We start from the raw sequence: 15,477 nt of genomic DNA on the forward strand, positions 1-15,477 counted from the left end.
GGATCCGCTAGGCCCAGTGCGCCTTCCAGTCCTCGGGGGCGAGTGCGCCGGGACTGATCCCGGCCGCAGCGGCGGCGCGCTCGGCGGCCCGGATCCGGTCCGCGAACGCCAGCACCGCCCGCCTCAGGGTCACCTCCGCGTTGCCGTTCTCCCCGATCCGTACCGTCGTGAGGTCCTCGGGCACCAGCTCGGCGGGCAACCCGGCCTTGCGGGCCCGGCCGATCACCTTCTCCGCCAACGCCAGTGCGGGCAGGCTGGTGGCGATGCCGTCGATGCACGAGGCGCGCGACTTCTCCGCGGTCTTGCGACGCTCCCACGCCGCCTCCTGCTCGGCGATGTCGATCGGGCCGACGGCGTCCTCGGCCAGGTGCGGGCTGCGGTGCGCCAGCTTGGCGACCAGGGTGGCCGCCACGTCGTCGACGTCGAAATGCCCGGCGGCCTGCGCGATCCGGGACTGAAAGAGCACCTGCAGCAACAGATCCCCGAGTTCCTCACGGATCTCGGCCGGATCGCTCGCGGCGATCGCGTCGAGCAGCTCGTAGGTCTCCTCGACGAGGTAGACCGTCAGCGAGTGGTGGGTCTGGGTGACCTCCCAGCCGCCGTAGCCCCACAGCTTGTCCATCACGTCGATGGCCTCGACCACACTGTCGCCCGGCCGTGGCTCGGGACGTCCGGGCTCGCTCGTCACCGTCTCACACCCTCGCGGGCAGGCTGACGTCGACCGCGCCCGCGGCGCGGCCGTCGAGGGCGAGCAGGAAGTCCGCGATGTACTGCAGCAGCGCGACGTCGCGCACCCGGTCGGCGCCGACCCCGCCGGAACCGGTGCGCGGCAACGGAAGCTGCACCATCCCGGTCGTCGCGCGGTACTGCGCGCTCGGGTACAGGCGCTTGAGACGCAGCTGCTTCGAGTCCGGGAGGTGCATCGGCGCGATCTTGAGCTGGGTGCCCGCCACCGAGACCTCCTCGAGGCCGAACTCGCGGCAGAGCAGGCGCAGCTTGGCGACCGAGACCAGCCGGCCCACCTCCTCCGGCACGGGGCCGTACCGGTCGACGAGCTCCTCGATCACCGCGGCGATGGCCTCGGGGTCGGTGGCGGCGGCCAGCTTCCGGTACGCCTCGAGCCGGAGCCGGTCGCTGGTCACGTAGTCGGGCGGGATGTGCGCGTCCACCGGCAGGTCGATGCGGACCTCTTTCGGTGCCTCATCGGTGGTGACCGGCCTGCCGTCGGCGACCGCACGGAACGCCTCGACGGCCTCGCCGACCAGCCGCACGTACAGGTCGAAGCCGACGCCGGCGACGTGTCCGGACTGTTCCGCCCCCAACACATTTCCCGCGCCACGGATCTCGAGGTCCTTCATGGCGACGGCCATGCCCGCGCCCAGATCGGAGTTCTGCGAGATGGTGGCGAGGCGGTCGTAGGCGGTCTCGGTGAGCGGCTTCTCCGGCGGGTACAGGAAGTACGCGTACCCGCGCTCACGACTGCGGCCGACGCGCCCGCGCAGCTGGTGCAGCTGGGACAGACCGAGCGAATCGGCCCGCTCCACGAGCAGGGTGTTGGCATTGGAGATGTCCAACCCGGTCTCGATGATCGTGGTGCACACCAGCACGTCGAACTCGCGCTCCCAGAAGCCCTGCACGGTCTTCTCGAGGGTCTCCTCGTTCATCTGACCGTGCGCGACCACCACCCGTCCCTCGGGCACCAGGTCGCGAAGTCGCTTGGCGGCCTTGTCGATCGAGCTGACCCGGTTGTGCACGTAGAACACCTGGCCGTCGCGCAGCAGCTCGCGCCGGATCGCGGCGGCCACCTGCTTGTCGGCGTACGCGCCGACATAGGTGAGCACCGGGTGCCGCTCCTCCGGCGGGGTGAGGATGGTCGACATCTCGCGGATGCCCGCCATGCTCATCTCGAGGGTTCGCGGAATCGGGGTGGCGGACATGGTGAGCACGTCGACGTGGGTGCGCAGCGCCTTGATGTGTTCCTTGTGCTCGACACCGAAGCGCTGTTCCTCGTCGACGATCACCAGCCCGAGGTCCTTCCAGCGGACCGCGGTCTGCAACAGCCGGTGGGTGCCGACGACGACGTCGACCTCGCCGTCCGCCATGCCGGCGATGATCTCCTTCGACTCCCCCGCATCGGTGAAGCGGGACAGCCCCCGGACCTTGACAGGGAAGGAGGCCATCCGCTCGGTGAAGGTCTGCAGATGCTGTTGCGCGAGAAGGGTGGTCGGTACCAGCACCGCCACCTGCTTGCCGTCCTGGACGGCCTTGAAGGCCGCCCGGACCGCGACCTCGGTCTTGCCGTAGCCGACATCGCCGATCACCACGCGGTCCATCGGGACCGGCTTCTCCATGTCGGCCTTGACCTCGTCGATGACCGTCAGCTGGTCGTGGGTCTCGGTGAACGCGAACGCGTCCTCCATCTCCTTCTGCCACGGGGTGTCCGGGCCGAAGGCGTGGCCCGGTGCGGCCTGCCGGGCGGCGTACAGCTGCACCAGCTCGCCTGCGATCTCTCGAACCGCCTTGCGGGCCTTGCGCTTGGTGTTGGTCCAGTCGGAGCCGCCGAGCTTCGAGAGCGCGGGCAGCTCGCCGCCGACGTACCGGGAGAGCTGGTCGAGGGACTCCATCGGCACGAACAGCCGGTCGCCGGGATGACCCCGCTTGCTGGCCGCGTACTCGATCACCAGGTACTCGCGGCGCGCGCCGCCCACGGTCCGCTCGACCATCTCGACGAAGCGGCCGATGCCGTGCTGGTCGTGCACCACCATGTCGCCCGCGGTCAGCGCGAGCGGGTCGACCTGGTTGCGCCGCTTGGCGGGCAGCCGCTTGCCGTCCCCTACCGCCGCGACGCGATTGCCGGTGAGGTCGGACTCGGTTATCAGGACCAGGCCGGCGTCGGCGGCCTCGCCGCCAGGGAACATCAGTCCGTCGTGCAGGCTGCCGCAGAGCACCCCGACCACGCCTTGCCCTGGCGCCGCGCCCGGCGCCAGCTCGGTCGCAGGGACCTCCGCCTCGGCGAGGCGTTCCAGCACCCGGTGCGCGGTGCCGGAGCCGGCCACCACGATCGCGGCCCGACCGCCCGCGCTCACGTGCGCCCGCAGCGTCACGAACAGTTCGGCCAGCAGCTCGTCGGAACCGCGGACCTCCGGCACCGACCGCAGTTCGAGGGTCAGTTCCTCGCCGCTGCCCGAGGCGAGCGGGCTGACCGTCCACCAGGGCCGGCCGGACGCCTCGACGCTCTCGCGGACCTGGCGCAGCGACCGGTACGCGGAGGCCGCGAGGTCGAGGCCCTTGCCGCCGACGCTCGAGGTGTCGATCGTGGACGCGTCCAGCGGCGCCGCCCCGCCCAGCGAGGCCGCCGTCCAGGAGGCCTCGAGGAACTCCTGGCCGGTACGCACCAGATCGGTCGCGCGGGTGCGGATCTTCTCCGGGTCGCAGAGCAGTACGTGCGTGTTCGCGGGCAGCGCGTCGGTGAGCAGCGCCAACTCGCCGTTCTGCAGCACGGGCAGCAGCGCCTCCATGCCCTCGACCGGGATGCCTGCGGACAGCTTGTCGAGCATCTCCACCAGTGCCGCATCGGCCTGGTTGTCGGCGGCGAGTGCCGCCGCGCGATCGCGCACCGCCGCGGTGAGCAGCAGCTCGCGGCAGGGCGGCGCGATCAGGGTGGCGATATCCAGCTCGGGCAGCGACCGCTGATCGGCCACCGAGAACGCGCGCAGCTCGGTGACCTCGTCGCCCCAGAACTCCACCCGCACCGGGTGGTCGGCGGTCGGCGAGAAGATGTCGAGGATGCCGCCGCGGACCGCGAACTCGCCGCGCTTGCCGACCATGTCGACGCGCTCGTAGGCCAGTTCGACGAGTCGGTGCGTCAGCGCGTCGAAGTCGTGTTCGGAGCCGACCCGCAGCGTGATCGGCTCGATCTCGCCGAGCCCGGGGGCCATCGGCTGCACCAGCGAGCGGACGGTGGTGACGATGACCCGCAGCGGCGGGCCGTAGTCCGCGTCGTCCGGGCGGGCCAGTCTGCGCAGCACCTCGAGCCTGCGCCCGACCGTGTCCGCGCCGGGCGAGAGCCGCTCGTGCGGCAGCGTCTCCCAGGACGGGAACTGCGCGACCGCGTCACCGAGCACCTCGCGCAGCTCACCGGTCAGGTCGTCGGCCTCGCGGCCGGTCGCGGTGACGAGCAGCAGCTGCGTCTCCCCCGCGATGGCCGAGGCGATGAACGGCCGGGCCGGGGTGGGCGCGACGATGTCGAGCGAAGCCGAGCCGACGGCCTCGCGCACGCCGCCGAAGGCCGGGTCGGCGAGGGCCACCGAGAACACTCCGGCGAGGGGAAACGCAGCGGAGTCGACGGCCACCGGATTCGAAGAACGGGAAGACAACGTCGATGCTCCTGGGCTCGCCGAACGGGTGAAGCCGCCGCTGGGGACGACCACAGAAGAGTCTAGGCGCGGCCACCGACGTTTTCCGATGGGCCGGCCACGGCGGCGCGGCCCCTGCCGCCGCTACTGGCCGCCGAGTTTTGGATCGGCCTCCAGGTTGGTCAGGCCGTTCCAGCACAGGTTCACCACGTGCGCGGCCACCACCTCCTTGGACGGGGTGCGTTCGTCGAGCCACCACTGCGCGGTCATCGACACCATCCCGACCAACGCCTGTGCGTAGAGCGGGGCGAGCTCCGGGTCGAAGCCGCGCTTGGAGAAGTCCGAGGCCAGGATGTGGCCGACCTGACTGACCGCATCGTTGAGCAGGGACGAATAGGTGCCGTCGGCTGCCGTCACCGAGGAGTCGCGCACCAGGATGCGGAAGCCGTCGGTGCGCTCCTCGACGTAGGTGAGCAGTGCCAGCGCCACCCGCTCGACCCGGACGCGGGACCGATTCTGCGAGAGCGAGGCGGTGATCATGTTGAGCAGGGTCGACATCTCGCGGTCCACGACCACGGCGTAGAGACCCTCCTTGCCGCCGAAGTGCTCGTAGACCACGGGCTTGGAGACGCTCGCGCGGGCGGAGATCTCCTCGATGGAGGTGGCCTCGTACCCGCGCTCGGCGAACAGGGTGCGGGCGATCTCGATCAGCTGCTCTCGACGCTGGGTGCCGGTCATCCGCGTCCGCGGAGGTCGTTCGCCGGGGGCCTGCGGGGGTCGGGACATGCCGCCAGCCTATCCGGCACGCGAATCGATTCAGTCGAGGCGGTTCGACCAAATCCGCGCCAGCATGCGAGGATCGTGGGCGCACAGGCGGGGCTGGGTCGAGCCTCCAGTTTCTGACGCGTTTCCGCAGGTGCGGCAATCCGCCGTAGTGTAATGGCAGCACCTCTGATTTTGGTTCAGATAGTTCAGGTTCGAGTCCTGGCGGCGGAGCGCGATCTACTGGGTGACCCAGTAGCTGTACAAACCGGTTCGAGTTCGAGGGAGCGTCATGCCAGCCGAGACCGCCGTGGTCGTCCTCGCAGCGGGTGCGGGGACCCGGATGCGGTCCAAGACCCCCAAGGTGCTGCACACGCTGTCGGGTCGGACGATGCTCGCGCATTCCTTGCACGCGGCAGCCGAACTCGACCCGACGCACCTGGTCGCCGTGGTCGGGCACGAGCGCGAGGCCGTCGGCAGCGCGATCGCAGAGGTCGCGACCGAACTCGGTCGCAAGATCTTCGCGCCGGTCCAGGAGCAGCAGAACGGAACCGGGCATGCTGTCGAGTGCGGCCTTCAGGCGCTCCCCGACGACTTCGAGGGGATCGTGCTCGTCACCGCGGCTGATGTACCACTACTCGACAGCCACACCCTGCACGGCCTGATCGACGAGCACCGAACGGCGCCCACCCCCGCCGCAGTGACGGTCCTGACCTTCGTCCCCGCCGATCCCAACGGGTACGGGCGCATCGTCCGCAACGCGGCAGGCGAAGTGGTCGAGATCGTCGAACACGTGGATGCCACTCCCGAGCAGATCGCGATCACCGAGGTCAACTCGGGCGTCTACGCGTTCGACGCCCAGGTCCTTCGCGACGCGCTCGGCAAGCTCGGAACGGATAACGCGCAGCAGGAGCTCTATCTCACCGACGTCCTGAAGATCGCCCGCGAAGACGGTCATCATGTGTACGCCGCGCAGCTCGCCGATGAGGCCAAGGTGACCGGTGTCAACGACCGCGTCCAGCTCTCGAAAGTGGCCGCGGAGATGAACAGTCGGATCCTGGAACGACACATGCGCGCCGGGGTCACCGTCATCGACCCGTCGAGCACGTGGATCGACGTCGACGTGGAGCTCGGGCCCGACGTGACCATCGAGCCCGGCGTGCAGCTGCGCGGCCGCACCACCGTGGGCGAGGACGCCGTCATCGGCCCGGACTCGACCCTCAGCGACGTCACCGTCGGCGAGGGCGCCACCGTGATCCGCACCCATGCCGACCGCTCGACGATCGGCGCGGGCGCCACCGTCGGGCCGTACACCTACCTGCGCCCCGGCACCGTGCTCGGCGAGGCCGGCAAGCTGGGCGCCTTCGTCGAGGTGAAGAACTCCGACATCGGGGCGCACTCGAAGGTGCCGCACCTGACCTATGTCGGCGATGCCACCGTCGGTGAGCACAGCAACATCGGGGCGTCGAGCGTGTTCGTCAACTACGACGGCGTCAGCAAGAGCCGTACGGTGGTGGGGTCGCACGTCCGCACCGGGTCCGACACGATGTTCGTCGCCCCGGTGCAGGTGGGCGACGGTGCGTACACCGGTGCGGGTACGGTGCTGCGGTTCGACGTTCCGCCCGGCGCGCTCGCCGTGTCCGGGGGTAAGCAGCGCAACATCGAAGGTTGGGTCGAGCGGAACCGACCCGGCACCGCGGCCGCCGAAGCGGCGGCGCGGGCACAGCAGCAACAAGCCGAAAACACGAACAAGGATGGCGAAGATCAGTGACTAGCGCGAATTGGATCGACAACCAGAAGAACCTGATGCTCTTCTCTGGTCGCGCCCATCCCGAGTTGGCCGAGCAGGTCGCGAAAGAGCTGGACATCCAGGTCACCCCGCAGACCGCCCGCGACTTCGCCAACGGCGAGATCTTCGTCCGGTTCGAGGAGTCGGTGCGTGGATCCGATGCATTCGTGCTGCAGAGCCACCCGGCCCCGCTGAACCAGTGGGTCATGGAGCAGCTGATCATGATCGACGCGCTCAAGCGCGGGTCCGCCAAGCGCATCACCGCGGTGCTGCCGTTCTACCCGTACGCCCGCCAGGACAAGAAGCACCGCGGCCGCGAGCCCATCTCGGCCCGCCTGATCGCGGACCTGCTCAAGACCGCGGGCGCCGACCGGATCATCACGGTCGACCTGCACACCGATCAGATCCAGGGCTTCTTCGACGGCCCCGTCGACCACATGCACGCGCAGGGCCAGCTCGCCGAGTACGTGCGGGAGAACTACGGCACCGACAACATCTGCGTCGTCTCCCCTGACGCCGGCCGCGTCAAGGTCGCCGAGAAGTGGGCGGACGCCCTCGACGGCGCGCCGCTGGCGTTCGTGCACAAGACCCGCGACCCGCTGGTCCCGAACCAGGTCAAGTCCAACCGCGTCGTCGGTGACGTCAACGGCCGCACCTGCGTGCTGATCGACGACATGATCGACACCGGCGGCACCATCGCCGGCGCCGTCAAGGTGCTCAAGGACGCCGGTGCCGGCGACGTCATCATCGCCACCACGCACGGGATCTTCTCGCACCCGGCCGCCGAGCGGCTCGCGGCCTGCGGCGCCAAGGAGGTCATCGCGACCAACACGCTGCCGATCCCCGAGGAGAAGCGTTTCCCGACGCTGACCGTGCTCTCGATCGCGCCGCTGCTCGCGCGCACCATCAAGGAGGTCTTCGAGAACGGCTCGGTGACCTCCCTCTTCAACGGCAGCGCCTAGGCGCTTCGCGCCTGTGCGCGGTTGACGAGTCCCTGGACCCGTCAACCGCGCACAGGCGCTAGCCTTTTCACATGACCGCGTTCTCCGGGTTCCCCGTCGCCGCCCTGGACTTCTACGAGGACCTCGAGGCGGACAACAGCAAGAGTTGGTGGACGGCGCACAAGGCCGTCTACGACGAGAGCGTGCACGCGCCGATGGCCGCGTTGCTCGCCGAGCTGGAGTCCGATTTCGGGCAGGCCAAGCTGTTCCGCCCGTACCGCGATGTCCGGTTCTCCAAGGACAAGTCGCCGTACAAGACGCATCAGGGCGGCTTCTGTGCGGTGGGGCCGGCCCTCGGCTATTACGTGCAGCTCGACGCCCGCGGGCTCTTCGTGGCGGGCGGCTTCTATCAGGCCGACCCTGATCGGGTCGCACGCTTCCGTGCCGCGGTCGACACCGACCTCCGCGGCGGCCAGCTCGAGACGATCACCCGGGACCTCGAGGCCGCGAAGTTCGAGATCGGCGGCGACCGGCTCAAGACGACGCCGCGCGGCTACACCGTCGAGCATCCGCGGATCGAGCTGCTTCGTCACAAGTCGCTGACGGCCAGTCGCCTGTACCCCTCCCCGAAGTGGCTCGACACCAGGCGCACCGCGACCGAGGTCCGCAAGGCGTGGGAATCGTTGCGGCCCCTGGTCGAATGGGCCACCGATGTGATCGGGGCCCCGGCCTAGAAACCACCAGGTCGGCCCGCCCGATCTGCGATGATCAACTATGGCGATGATTCGGCGCGTTCTCGTGCTCGTGAGCCTGGTCGGCCTCGTGGCCGCGTGCACCTCGACGGACACCGCGTCGCCACCCCCGTCACCCGCCGATCCGGCGCAGACCGATGCCGTCAAGACGATCGTCCGCGAGGCCATGGCCGAGGGCCACCTGAAGTCGGTGATCGTGCGCGCCACCGTCGACGGCAGGGAGATCCTCACCGAGGCCGTCGGGGAGTCGATGACGGGAGTGCCCGCCACCACCGACATGCACTTCCGCAACGGCGCGGTGGCGATCTCCTACGTCTCCACCCTGCTGCTCCAGCTCGTCGACGAGGGGAAGGTGAGCCTCGACGACAAGGTGTCGACCTGGCTGCCCTACATCCCCCACAGTGACCTCGTGACGCTCGGTCAGCTGGCCCAGATGACCTCGGGCTATCCCGACTACGTCCTGGGCGCCACCGAGTTCGACGCGGCCATCTACGCCGACCCCTTCCGCAGGTGGACCCCAGAGGAACTCATCGCCTCCTCGACCGCCAAGCCGCTGCTCTACGAGCCAGGGACCAACTGGAACTACGCGCACACCAACTACGTCATCCTCGGGCTGGCGCTGGAGAAGATCACCGGCAAGCGGATGACGGACCTCATGCAGGAGAGGGTGCTCGGCCCGCTCGGGCTGACCAACACCACCGACCCCGGCACCGCCGCCATCACCGAACCCGCCCTGCACGCCTTCAGTTCCGAGCGTCGCGAGGCCCTCCAGATCCCGGCAGGCGCCCCGTTCTACGAGGAATCCACCTACTGGAACCCGTCCTGGACCATCACCCGCGGGGCCGTCCAGACCACCGACATCTCCGACATGCACGACACCGCGGTCGCGATCGGCACCGGCAAGCTCCTGTCCGCGGAGTCGTACAAGAAGATGGTGTCGACCGACCTGCGCGGCAAGACGACGACCCTGCCCGGGTGCCCCACATGCACCACGATGTCGGAGGGCTACACCTACGGGCTCGGGATCATCATCACCGGCGACTGGCTGATGCAGAACCCGTTGTTCTCCGGCTACGCGGCCGCGGAGGCCTACCTGCCGTCGAAGAAGGTCGCGATCGCCGTCGCCGTCACCTACGACCAGGAGGCCTTCGACGACGCCGGCCTGTACAAGAACGAGGCCGAATCGATCTTCCGGAAGATAGGCGCCCAGCTCGCCCCCGGCGACGCGCCTCCGCCCCCGCCGCAGCGTTGACCCGCGACCCGTCGACCGGCTCCGTTCGACGTCCCGACGGGTGCCGGAACCTCTTGCGCGGCAAGCGTTTGACCGGGTCGCGGCGCGCCGCGCCGGGACATGAACATGAGATTGATCACGCCGGAATGCAGAACCGCAGGTTGGTTGCCAGCCGGTGTCGAGGGCCACTTCGCTCTGCCCTATTGTCATGCGTCGTGATTGACGCGCAGACACTCGATGGCCAGTCCGGAACAACGACGATGCGGACGGCCAGGCGATGGGTCCCAGGAGCCTGCGTCTGGTGCGGAGACGCGGAGTCGGTTGACATGTACCGCAACGAGCCGCGCTGCGGAACCTGCCGCGAGAACGAGGAGATCATCGAGGGCGCCCGGCGCTTCCTCGGGATGTACGGTCTGCGCCCGCTCGGCGGCACGCTGCAGTCCGACGACGAGGAAGAGCGGGAGTGGCGCGTCACCGCCCGCGACGCCCGCGCCGTGCTGAACCAGATCAAGCTCGAGACCCCGCCGGACCCGGCCCTGGTCCGCAAGGCCCTGCGGCCGCGCGCCGCCGCGGTCGTCGCGGAGACCGCGCCCGCACCCCGCCGCACGGCCGCCCCGAAGGCCGCATCCTCGGCCTCGACCCCGGCCGCGTCGGCACCGACCACCACCGTCGACATGGCGACCCTCGAGGCGCGCGTCACCGGCCTGCTGGACCAGCTCGCGTCGGTCGACGAGCAGATCACCGTCGCGGAGGCCGGTCAGGGCCTGGCCGCCCGCGCCCGGCTCACCGATCTCGGCAACCAGAAGGCCTCGATCCTGCGCATGCTGGCCGCGCTGGAGAAGACCCGCCGCGGCATCGACGGCTGAGCCGACGGTCCCGATGCGGCGGACCGTCCCGGTGCGGCACGATGAGGCGGTGAGCCTGTTGATCCGCGACGCCGACCACCACGATCTGCCCGGCATCCTCGAGATCCACAACGAGGCGGTCCTCAACACCACCGCCATCTGGGACGAGGAGACGGTGGACGTCGAGGACCGCCGCGAGTGGCTCGAGGCCCGCCGCAGGGCCGGCTATCCGGTGCTCGTCGCGGAATCCGACGGCCGGGTGGCGGGTTACGCGTCCTACGGCGTGTGGCGGGCCAAGACCGGCTACCGGTACACGGTGGAGAACTCCGTGTACGTGCACGTCGATCACCACCGCAAGGGCATCGCGTCCCAGCTGATGGCCGAGCTGATCGAGCGGGCCAAGGCGGGCAGCGTGCACGTGATGGTGGCGAGCATCGAGTCCAGCAACACCACCTCGATCGCACTGCACGAGCGGTTCGGATTCCGGACGGTCGCCGTGATGCCCGAGGTCGGGATGAAGTTCGGGCGTTGGCTGGACATGACATTCATGCAGTTGACGCTGTAGGGCGGCTCCGCCGCCTGTGCGCGATTTGTACCCCAGCTGGGGTACAAATCGCGCACAGGGCACCCTAGGCCGCCATCTCCGGCGCGATGATCTCCATCTGCTCGATCACCAGCTTGATCGCCTCGGGCTGCTGATCCGGCGGATACCCGTGCTTGGTGAGCAGCCGTTTGATCTGCGAGCGCAGCTTGGCCTTGACGTCCTCGCGGACGGTCCAGTCGGTGCGCACGTCCCGTCGCATGACGGCGACCAACTCGCGCGCGATGTCGGCGAGCTTGCCCTCCCCCTGCTCCGCCACGGCGGAAGGGTTCTGCGAGACGGCGTCGTAGAACGCCAGCTCCTTGTAGTCGAGCGGCGGCGAGAAGCGGGCGCCGCGGTCGGCCTCCTCGGCCACCTCCTTCGCCATCTCGACCATCGCCGCGATCACCTCCGCGGAGGTGAGCTGGCTGTTGGTGTACTTGACCATCAGGTCCTGCAGCTTCTCCGAGAAGGCGCGCTGGCGGACGACGTTGTGTCTGGCGGCCTTCCGCGACTCCTCGTTGATGAGCCGCCGCAGTGCCTCGATCGCCAGATTGGGGTTCTTCGCCTGCTTGGTCTTGGCGATGAAGTCGACGTTGATGTCGCTCAGCGACGGCTTCGGCATCCCCGCCGCGTCGTAGATGTCGAGCACCTCGCCGGATTCGACCGACGCCGCCATCAGCTGCCGCAGCGCGCGCTCCACGTCCTCGGGCACCGCCTGGCCGCGCGCCAGCCGGTCCTCCGCATCCCACTTCGCCATGTAGACGCGGACCTCCTCGAAGAACCGCGCGGTGGGCGCGAGCTCACGGAGTTCCTCTCGGCTGCCACAGATCGCCCACACCCGGGACAGCTGCGAGGCGAACTTCCGGTAGCGGACGGCCAGGGTCTCCTCCCCCTCGCGGACCTGGTTCTCCGGGTTCCGCGGATCGCGGAGGTGGTTGACGGTCGCGTTCGCCGCCTCGAAGTAGGCGCGGGCGCTCGCGGCACGCAGCCGTGCTCGCCAGTCGAACCCGTGCAGGATCGACTCGAGGACCGTGATCAGGTTCTTCGCGGTGTCGATCGCCTCGTTGATGTCGCGGCCCAGCGGCTTGGATTTCTGGTCCGCCTGGGTGTATTCGGCGAGCGCCTCGGCCAGGTGGTCCGCGATCGGCGCGTAGGCGACGAGCAGGCCGTCCTGCTTGCCCCGGAAGGTCCGGTTGACGCGCGCCAGCGCCTGCATCAGCAGAGCACCCTTGAGCGGCCGGTCCAGGTACATGGTGTGCAGCGGCGGCGAGTCGAAGCCGGTGAGCATCATGTCCTTGACAATGACGATCTCCAGCTCGTCGTCGACGTCCTTGAGCCGCTTCTTGATCGTCGCGTTCTCCGAGTCGCGACGCACGTGGTCGCTGATCGGGGGCTGATCCGAGGCGTTGCCCGAGTAGACGACCTTGATGCGCCCGGAGGCGAGGTCGTCGGAGTGCCAGTCCGGCCGCAGCGCCACGATCTCGCGGTACAGGTTGGCGCAGATCTCGCGGGTCGCGCCGACGATCATGGCCTTGCCCGGCGCCGTCGGGTTGTCGTCCGATCCGATGAAGGGGCGCATCGCGTCCCGGCGGTACTCCCAGTGTTCGACGACGTCCTGCGCCAGCTTGGACAGCCGGGCAGGCGTGCCGTAGACGGCGTTGACGACGGCGACGGACTTCTCGATCCGGTCGCGCTCGGTGTCGTCGAGGCCTGCGGTCACCTCGTCGGCGGTGGCGTCGAGGTCGTCCTCGCTGACGCCGTCCGCGAACGCAACCTTGACGAGACGGCTCTCGAAGTACACCGGGACCGTCGCCCCGTCCGCGACGGCGCGGGTCAGGTCGTAGATGTCGATGTAGTCGCCGAACACCGCTCGGGTGTCACGGTCCTCGAACGAGATCGGGGTGCCGGTGAAGGCGATGAGGGTGGCGTGCGGCAACGCGTCGCGCAGGTGCCGCGCGTAGCCGTCGAGGTTGTCGTAGTGGCTGCGATGCGCCTCGTCGACGATGACGATGATGTTCCTGCGCGCGGACAGCAGAGGATGGCTGGCCCCGGAGTCCTTCTCCTCTTTCGTCTTCCCGAACTTCTGCAGGGTGGTGAAGTAGATGCCGCCGGTGGTCCGGCCGGACAGTTCCTGCCGCAACTCCTCGCGCTTGCGGACCTGCTGCGGGCGCTCGGGCAGTAACTGCGAGCGCAGGAAGGTCTCGTAGAGCTGTCCGTCGAGCTCGGTGCGGTCGGTGATGACCACAATCGTCGGGTTCGCCAGCTTGGGGTGCCGGATCACCTGATTGGCGTAGAGCTCCATCTCCATGGACTTGCCCGAGCCCTGGGTGTGCCACACCACGCCGGCCTTGCCGTTGCTCTCCACGGCGTAGACCGTGGAGCCCTCCGCCTTGGTGACGGCAAAGTACTGGTGCGGCTTGGCGATCCGCTTGACCAGCCCATCCTCACCCTTGTCGAACGCGGTGTAGCCGCGGATCAGCTGCAGGAACCGCTCCTGGTTGTACAAGCCGTGCAGCGCCACGTCGAGCGCGGTGGTGTCGGCATCGGAGTTCTCCGCGGTGACCGGGACTCCGTCGTCGTCGACGTTCCACGGCGAGAAGTGGTTGAACACGGTGAACGGGGTGCCGTAGCGGGCGGTGATGCCGTCGGAGACGAGGTTGAAGACGGCGAAACGGAACGCCAGAGGGAACTCGGCGAGGTACGTGCGCAGCTGCGAGTGCGCCTCGACGAGGCCGGCGTGCTCGGCACCCGCCCGCTTGAGCTCGACAACGCTGACCGGCATCCCGTTCAGGTAGAGGACGACGTCGAACCGGCGCTTGAAGTCGGCCCGGACGATCGTCACCTGGTTGACTGCAAGCCAGTCGTTGTCATCAGGCTGCGTGGACAACAGCCGGATGGTCGGGGTGACCTCGACTCCCGAGTCGTCGACGTAGCTGATCTTGCGCAGCCCCTCGGTGAGGAAGCCGTGGATGACCTGATTCTCCGAGATCGCGTCGTTGGAGGTGGCCGTCGCGACGAGCGCGACCGCCTGGTCGACGATGTGCGGAGGCAACTCCGGATTGAACTTGGCGATCGCGGCCCGCAGGCGCGGGACGATCAGCAACTCGTCCCAGGAGGCCCGCTCACCGGTGCCGGGGGCGATTTCGGTGCCGCTCAGCGGCTTCCATGCGAGCTCCGAGAGCACGTCGAGGGCCAGGTGCTCCCAGTCGTCCTCGGACAACCCATGCGACTCGCCCATGTCCACAACCTCTTTCATGATGACCAACCTAGAAGGTGCCCTCGCCAAGGGTGACGGTTCTCTCGGCAGAGTGCCCAAGGTCCCGCGGCGGATGCGGGTCCAGCACACCGCAGGCAGGCCCATGGGGCGATGCTGAGTTTTGATAACCCGCCTTATCGCGGTGACGTAACCACCTATCGCCTCGACTCCCGCACGATGTGACCACACGTTCACGAAGTAACTCGGACGGCCTCCGCCCGACCACGAGAGGGAGACCATGACCTACCCCCAGACACCGAATCCCGACCAGTCCCCGCAGGGTTGGCGGATCCCGCCGCACCCTGCCCCCGAGCCGCCGAAGAAGAAGGTCAAGAAGTGGCCGTGGGTCGTCGGCGCGATCGGCGCCATCCTCGTCGTCGGCGGCCTCAGCGGCGGCGGCGACAAGGAAGCCGGAAATCCCGATGCCTCCTATGAAGCGGCACCCGCGGGCGCGCAGCCGGGCGCCGCGACGGTCGAGGCGCCTTCGAACAAGCCGGCCTCGGAGGCCGCCGCCACGATGAACGCCCCGGTCCGCGACGGCAAGTTCGAGTTCGTGGTCACCGATGTGCAGACCGGCCTGTCTTCCCTGGGCGACAACCAGTTTCTCGCAGAGGAGGCACAGGGCCAGTTCGTGATCGTCACGATGACGGTTCAGAACACCGCCGACGAGCCGAAGGGGCTGAGCCCCGACAACCAGGAGATGTACGACACGAAGGGTCGCAAGTTCACCGCGGACACCTCCGCCGGGCTGAACCTGGACACCGACGTGGCGCTCTGGGACGAGATCAACCCCGGAAACACCGTGACCATGAAGGTGGTCTACGACATGCCCATCGACGCGGCGCCCGCGGAGATCGAGCTACACGACTCGATGTTCTCCGGCGGAGTGCGGGTCAGCCTGCGGTAGTCCGGATCGGCGCGCCCACCAGAGGGGGTGGGCGCGTCGTGCCCTTTCCGGTACTG

The 15,477-nt window shown here is 68.8% G+C and carries 11 protein-coding genes and 1 tRNA gene; 8 read left to right on the top strand and 4 right to left on the bottom strand.

The window, feature by feature from the left end:
• Positions 1-7: 7 nt before the first annotated feature.
• The 3 genes from JOE46_RS11790 to JOE46_RS11800 all read right to left on the bottom strand — a co-directional run bounded on the left by JOE46_RS11790 (position 8) and on the right by JOE46_RS11800 (position 5,141).
• On the bottom strand, positions 8-622 hold the full coding sequence (locus tag JOE46_RS11790) for a MazG family protein (protein ID WP_209929080.1): 615 nt from the start codon (positions 620-622) through the stop codon (positions 8-10).
• A 70-nt stretch (positions 623-692) separates the two neighbouring features.
• On the bottom strand, positions 693-4,352 hold the full coding sequence (gene mfd, locus JOE46_RS11795) for a transcription-repair coupling factor (RefSeq protein WP_209929081.1): 3,660 nt from the start codon (positions 4,350-4,352) through the stop codon (positions 693-695).
• 147 nt (positions 4,353-4,499) lie between these two features.
• The gene (locus JOE46_RS11800; RefSeq protein ID WP_209927280.1) at positions 4,500-5,141 is read right to left on the bottom strand and encodes a TetR/AcrR family transcriptional regulator; all 642 of its coding nucleotides are present in this window, start codon (positions 5,139-5,141) and stop codon (positions 4,500-4,502) included.
• Between the two features lie 139 nt (positions 5,142-5,280).
• Here JOE46_RS11800 and JOE46_RS11805 point away from each other — a divergent pair.
• The 7 genes from JOE46_RS11805 (at position 5,281) to JOE46_RS11835 (ending at position 11,240) form a co-directional block, all read left to right on the top strand.
• Positions 5,281-5,351: transfer RNA gene (locus JOE46_RS11805), tRNA-Gln, on the top strand.
• Positions 5,352-5,409: 58 nt separating this feature from the next.
• Complete coding sequence (gene glmU, locus JOE46_RS11810) at positions 5,410-6,888, top strand: bifunctional UDP-N-acetylglucosamine diphosphorylase/glucosamine-1-phosphate N-acetyltransferase GlmU (protein ID WP_097212306.1); 1,479 nt, start codon at positions 5,410-5,412, stop codon at positions 6,886-6,888.
• Positions 6,885-7,868: a ribose-phosphate diphosphokinase gene (locus tag JOE46_RS11815; RefSeq protein WP_077042583.1), complete on the top strand. Its 984-nt coding sequence runs from the start codon at positions 6,885-6,887 to the stop codon at positions 7,866-7,868. Before glmU ends, JOE46_RS11815 begins: the two co-directional genes overlap by 4 nt.
• 71 nt (positions 7,869-7,939) lie before the next feature.
• The gene (locus JOE46_RS11820) at positions 7,940-8,581 is read left to right on the top strand and encodes a DUF2461 domain-containing protein (protein ID WP_097212305.1); all 642 of its coding nucleotides are present in this window, start codon (positions 7,940-7,942) and stop codon (positions 8,579-8,581) included.
• 40 nt (positions 8,582-8,621) lie between these two features.
• Positions 8,622-9,851, top strand: a complete 1,230-nt coding sequence (locus JOE46_RS11825) for a serine hydrolase (RefSeq protein ID WP_209927281.1) — start codon at positions 8,622-8,624, stop codon at positions 9,849-9,851.
• Between the two features lie 194 nt (positions 9,852-10,045).
• Positions 10,046-10,696, top strand: a complete 651-nt coding sequence (locus tag JOE46_RS11830; RefSeq protein WP_077042586.1) for a hypothetical protein — start codon at positions 10,046-10,048, stop codon at positions 10,694-10,696.
• A 55-nt stretch (positions 10,697-10,751) separates the two neighbouring features.
• Positions 10,752-11,240 carry an N-acetyltransferase family protein gene (locus JOE46_RS11835; RefSeq protein ID WP_280923596.1) on the top strand — a complete coding sequence of 163 codons (489 nt, stop codon included), beginning with the start codon at positions 10,752-10,754 and terminating at the stop codon, positions 11,238-11,240.
• A 64-nt stretch (positions 11,241-11,304) separates the two neighbouring features.
• On the opposite strand, the gene JOE46_RS11840 is transcribed toward JOE46_RS11835, so the two are convergent.
• Complete coding sequence (locus tag JOE46_RS11840) at positions 11,305-14,496, bottom strand: type I restriction endonuclease subunit R (protein WP_374102918.1); 3,192 nt, start codon at positions 14,494-14,496, stop codon at positions 11,305-11,307.
• Between the two features lie 256 nt (positions 14,497-14,752).
• Between JOE46_RS11840 and JOE46_RS11845 the strand changes: the two genes are divergently transcribed.
• A complete protein-coding gene (locus tag JOE46_RS11845) occupies positions 14,753-15,421 on the top strand; it encodes a DUF4352 domain-containing protein (protein ID WP_209927287.1) in 669 nt (222 codons plus the stop codon).
• Positions 15,422-15,477: the final 56 nt, after the last annotated feature.

The organism is Rhodococcus sp. PvR099, from assembly GCF_017833315.1.
In the GTDB taxonomy this organism is placed as follows: Bacteria; Actinomycetota; Actinomycetes; order Mycobacteriales; family Mycobacteriaceae; genus Rhodococcus_G; species Rhodococcus_G oryzae.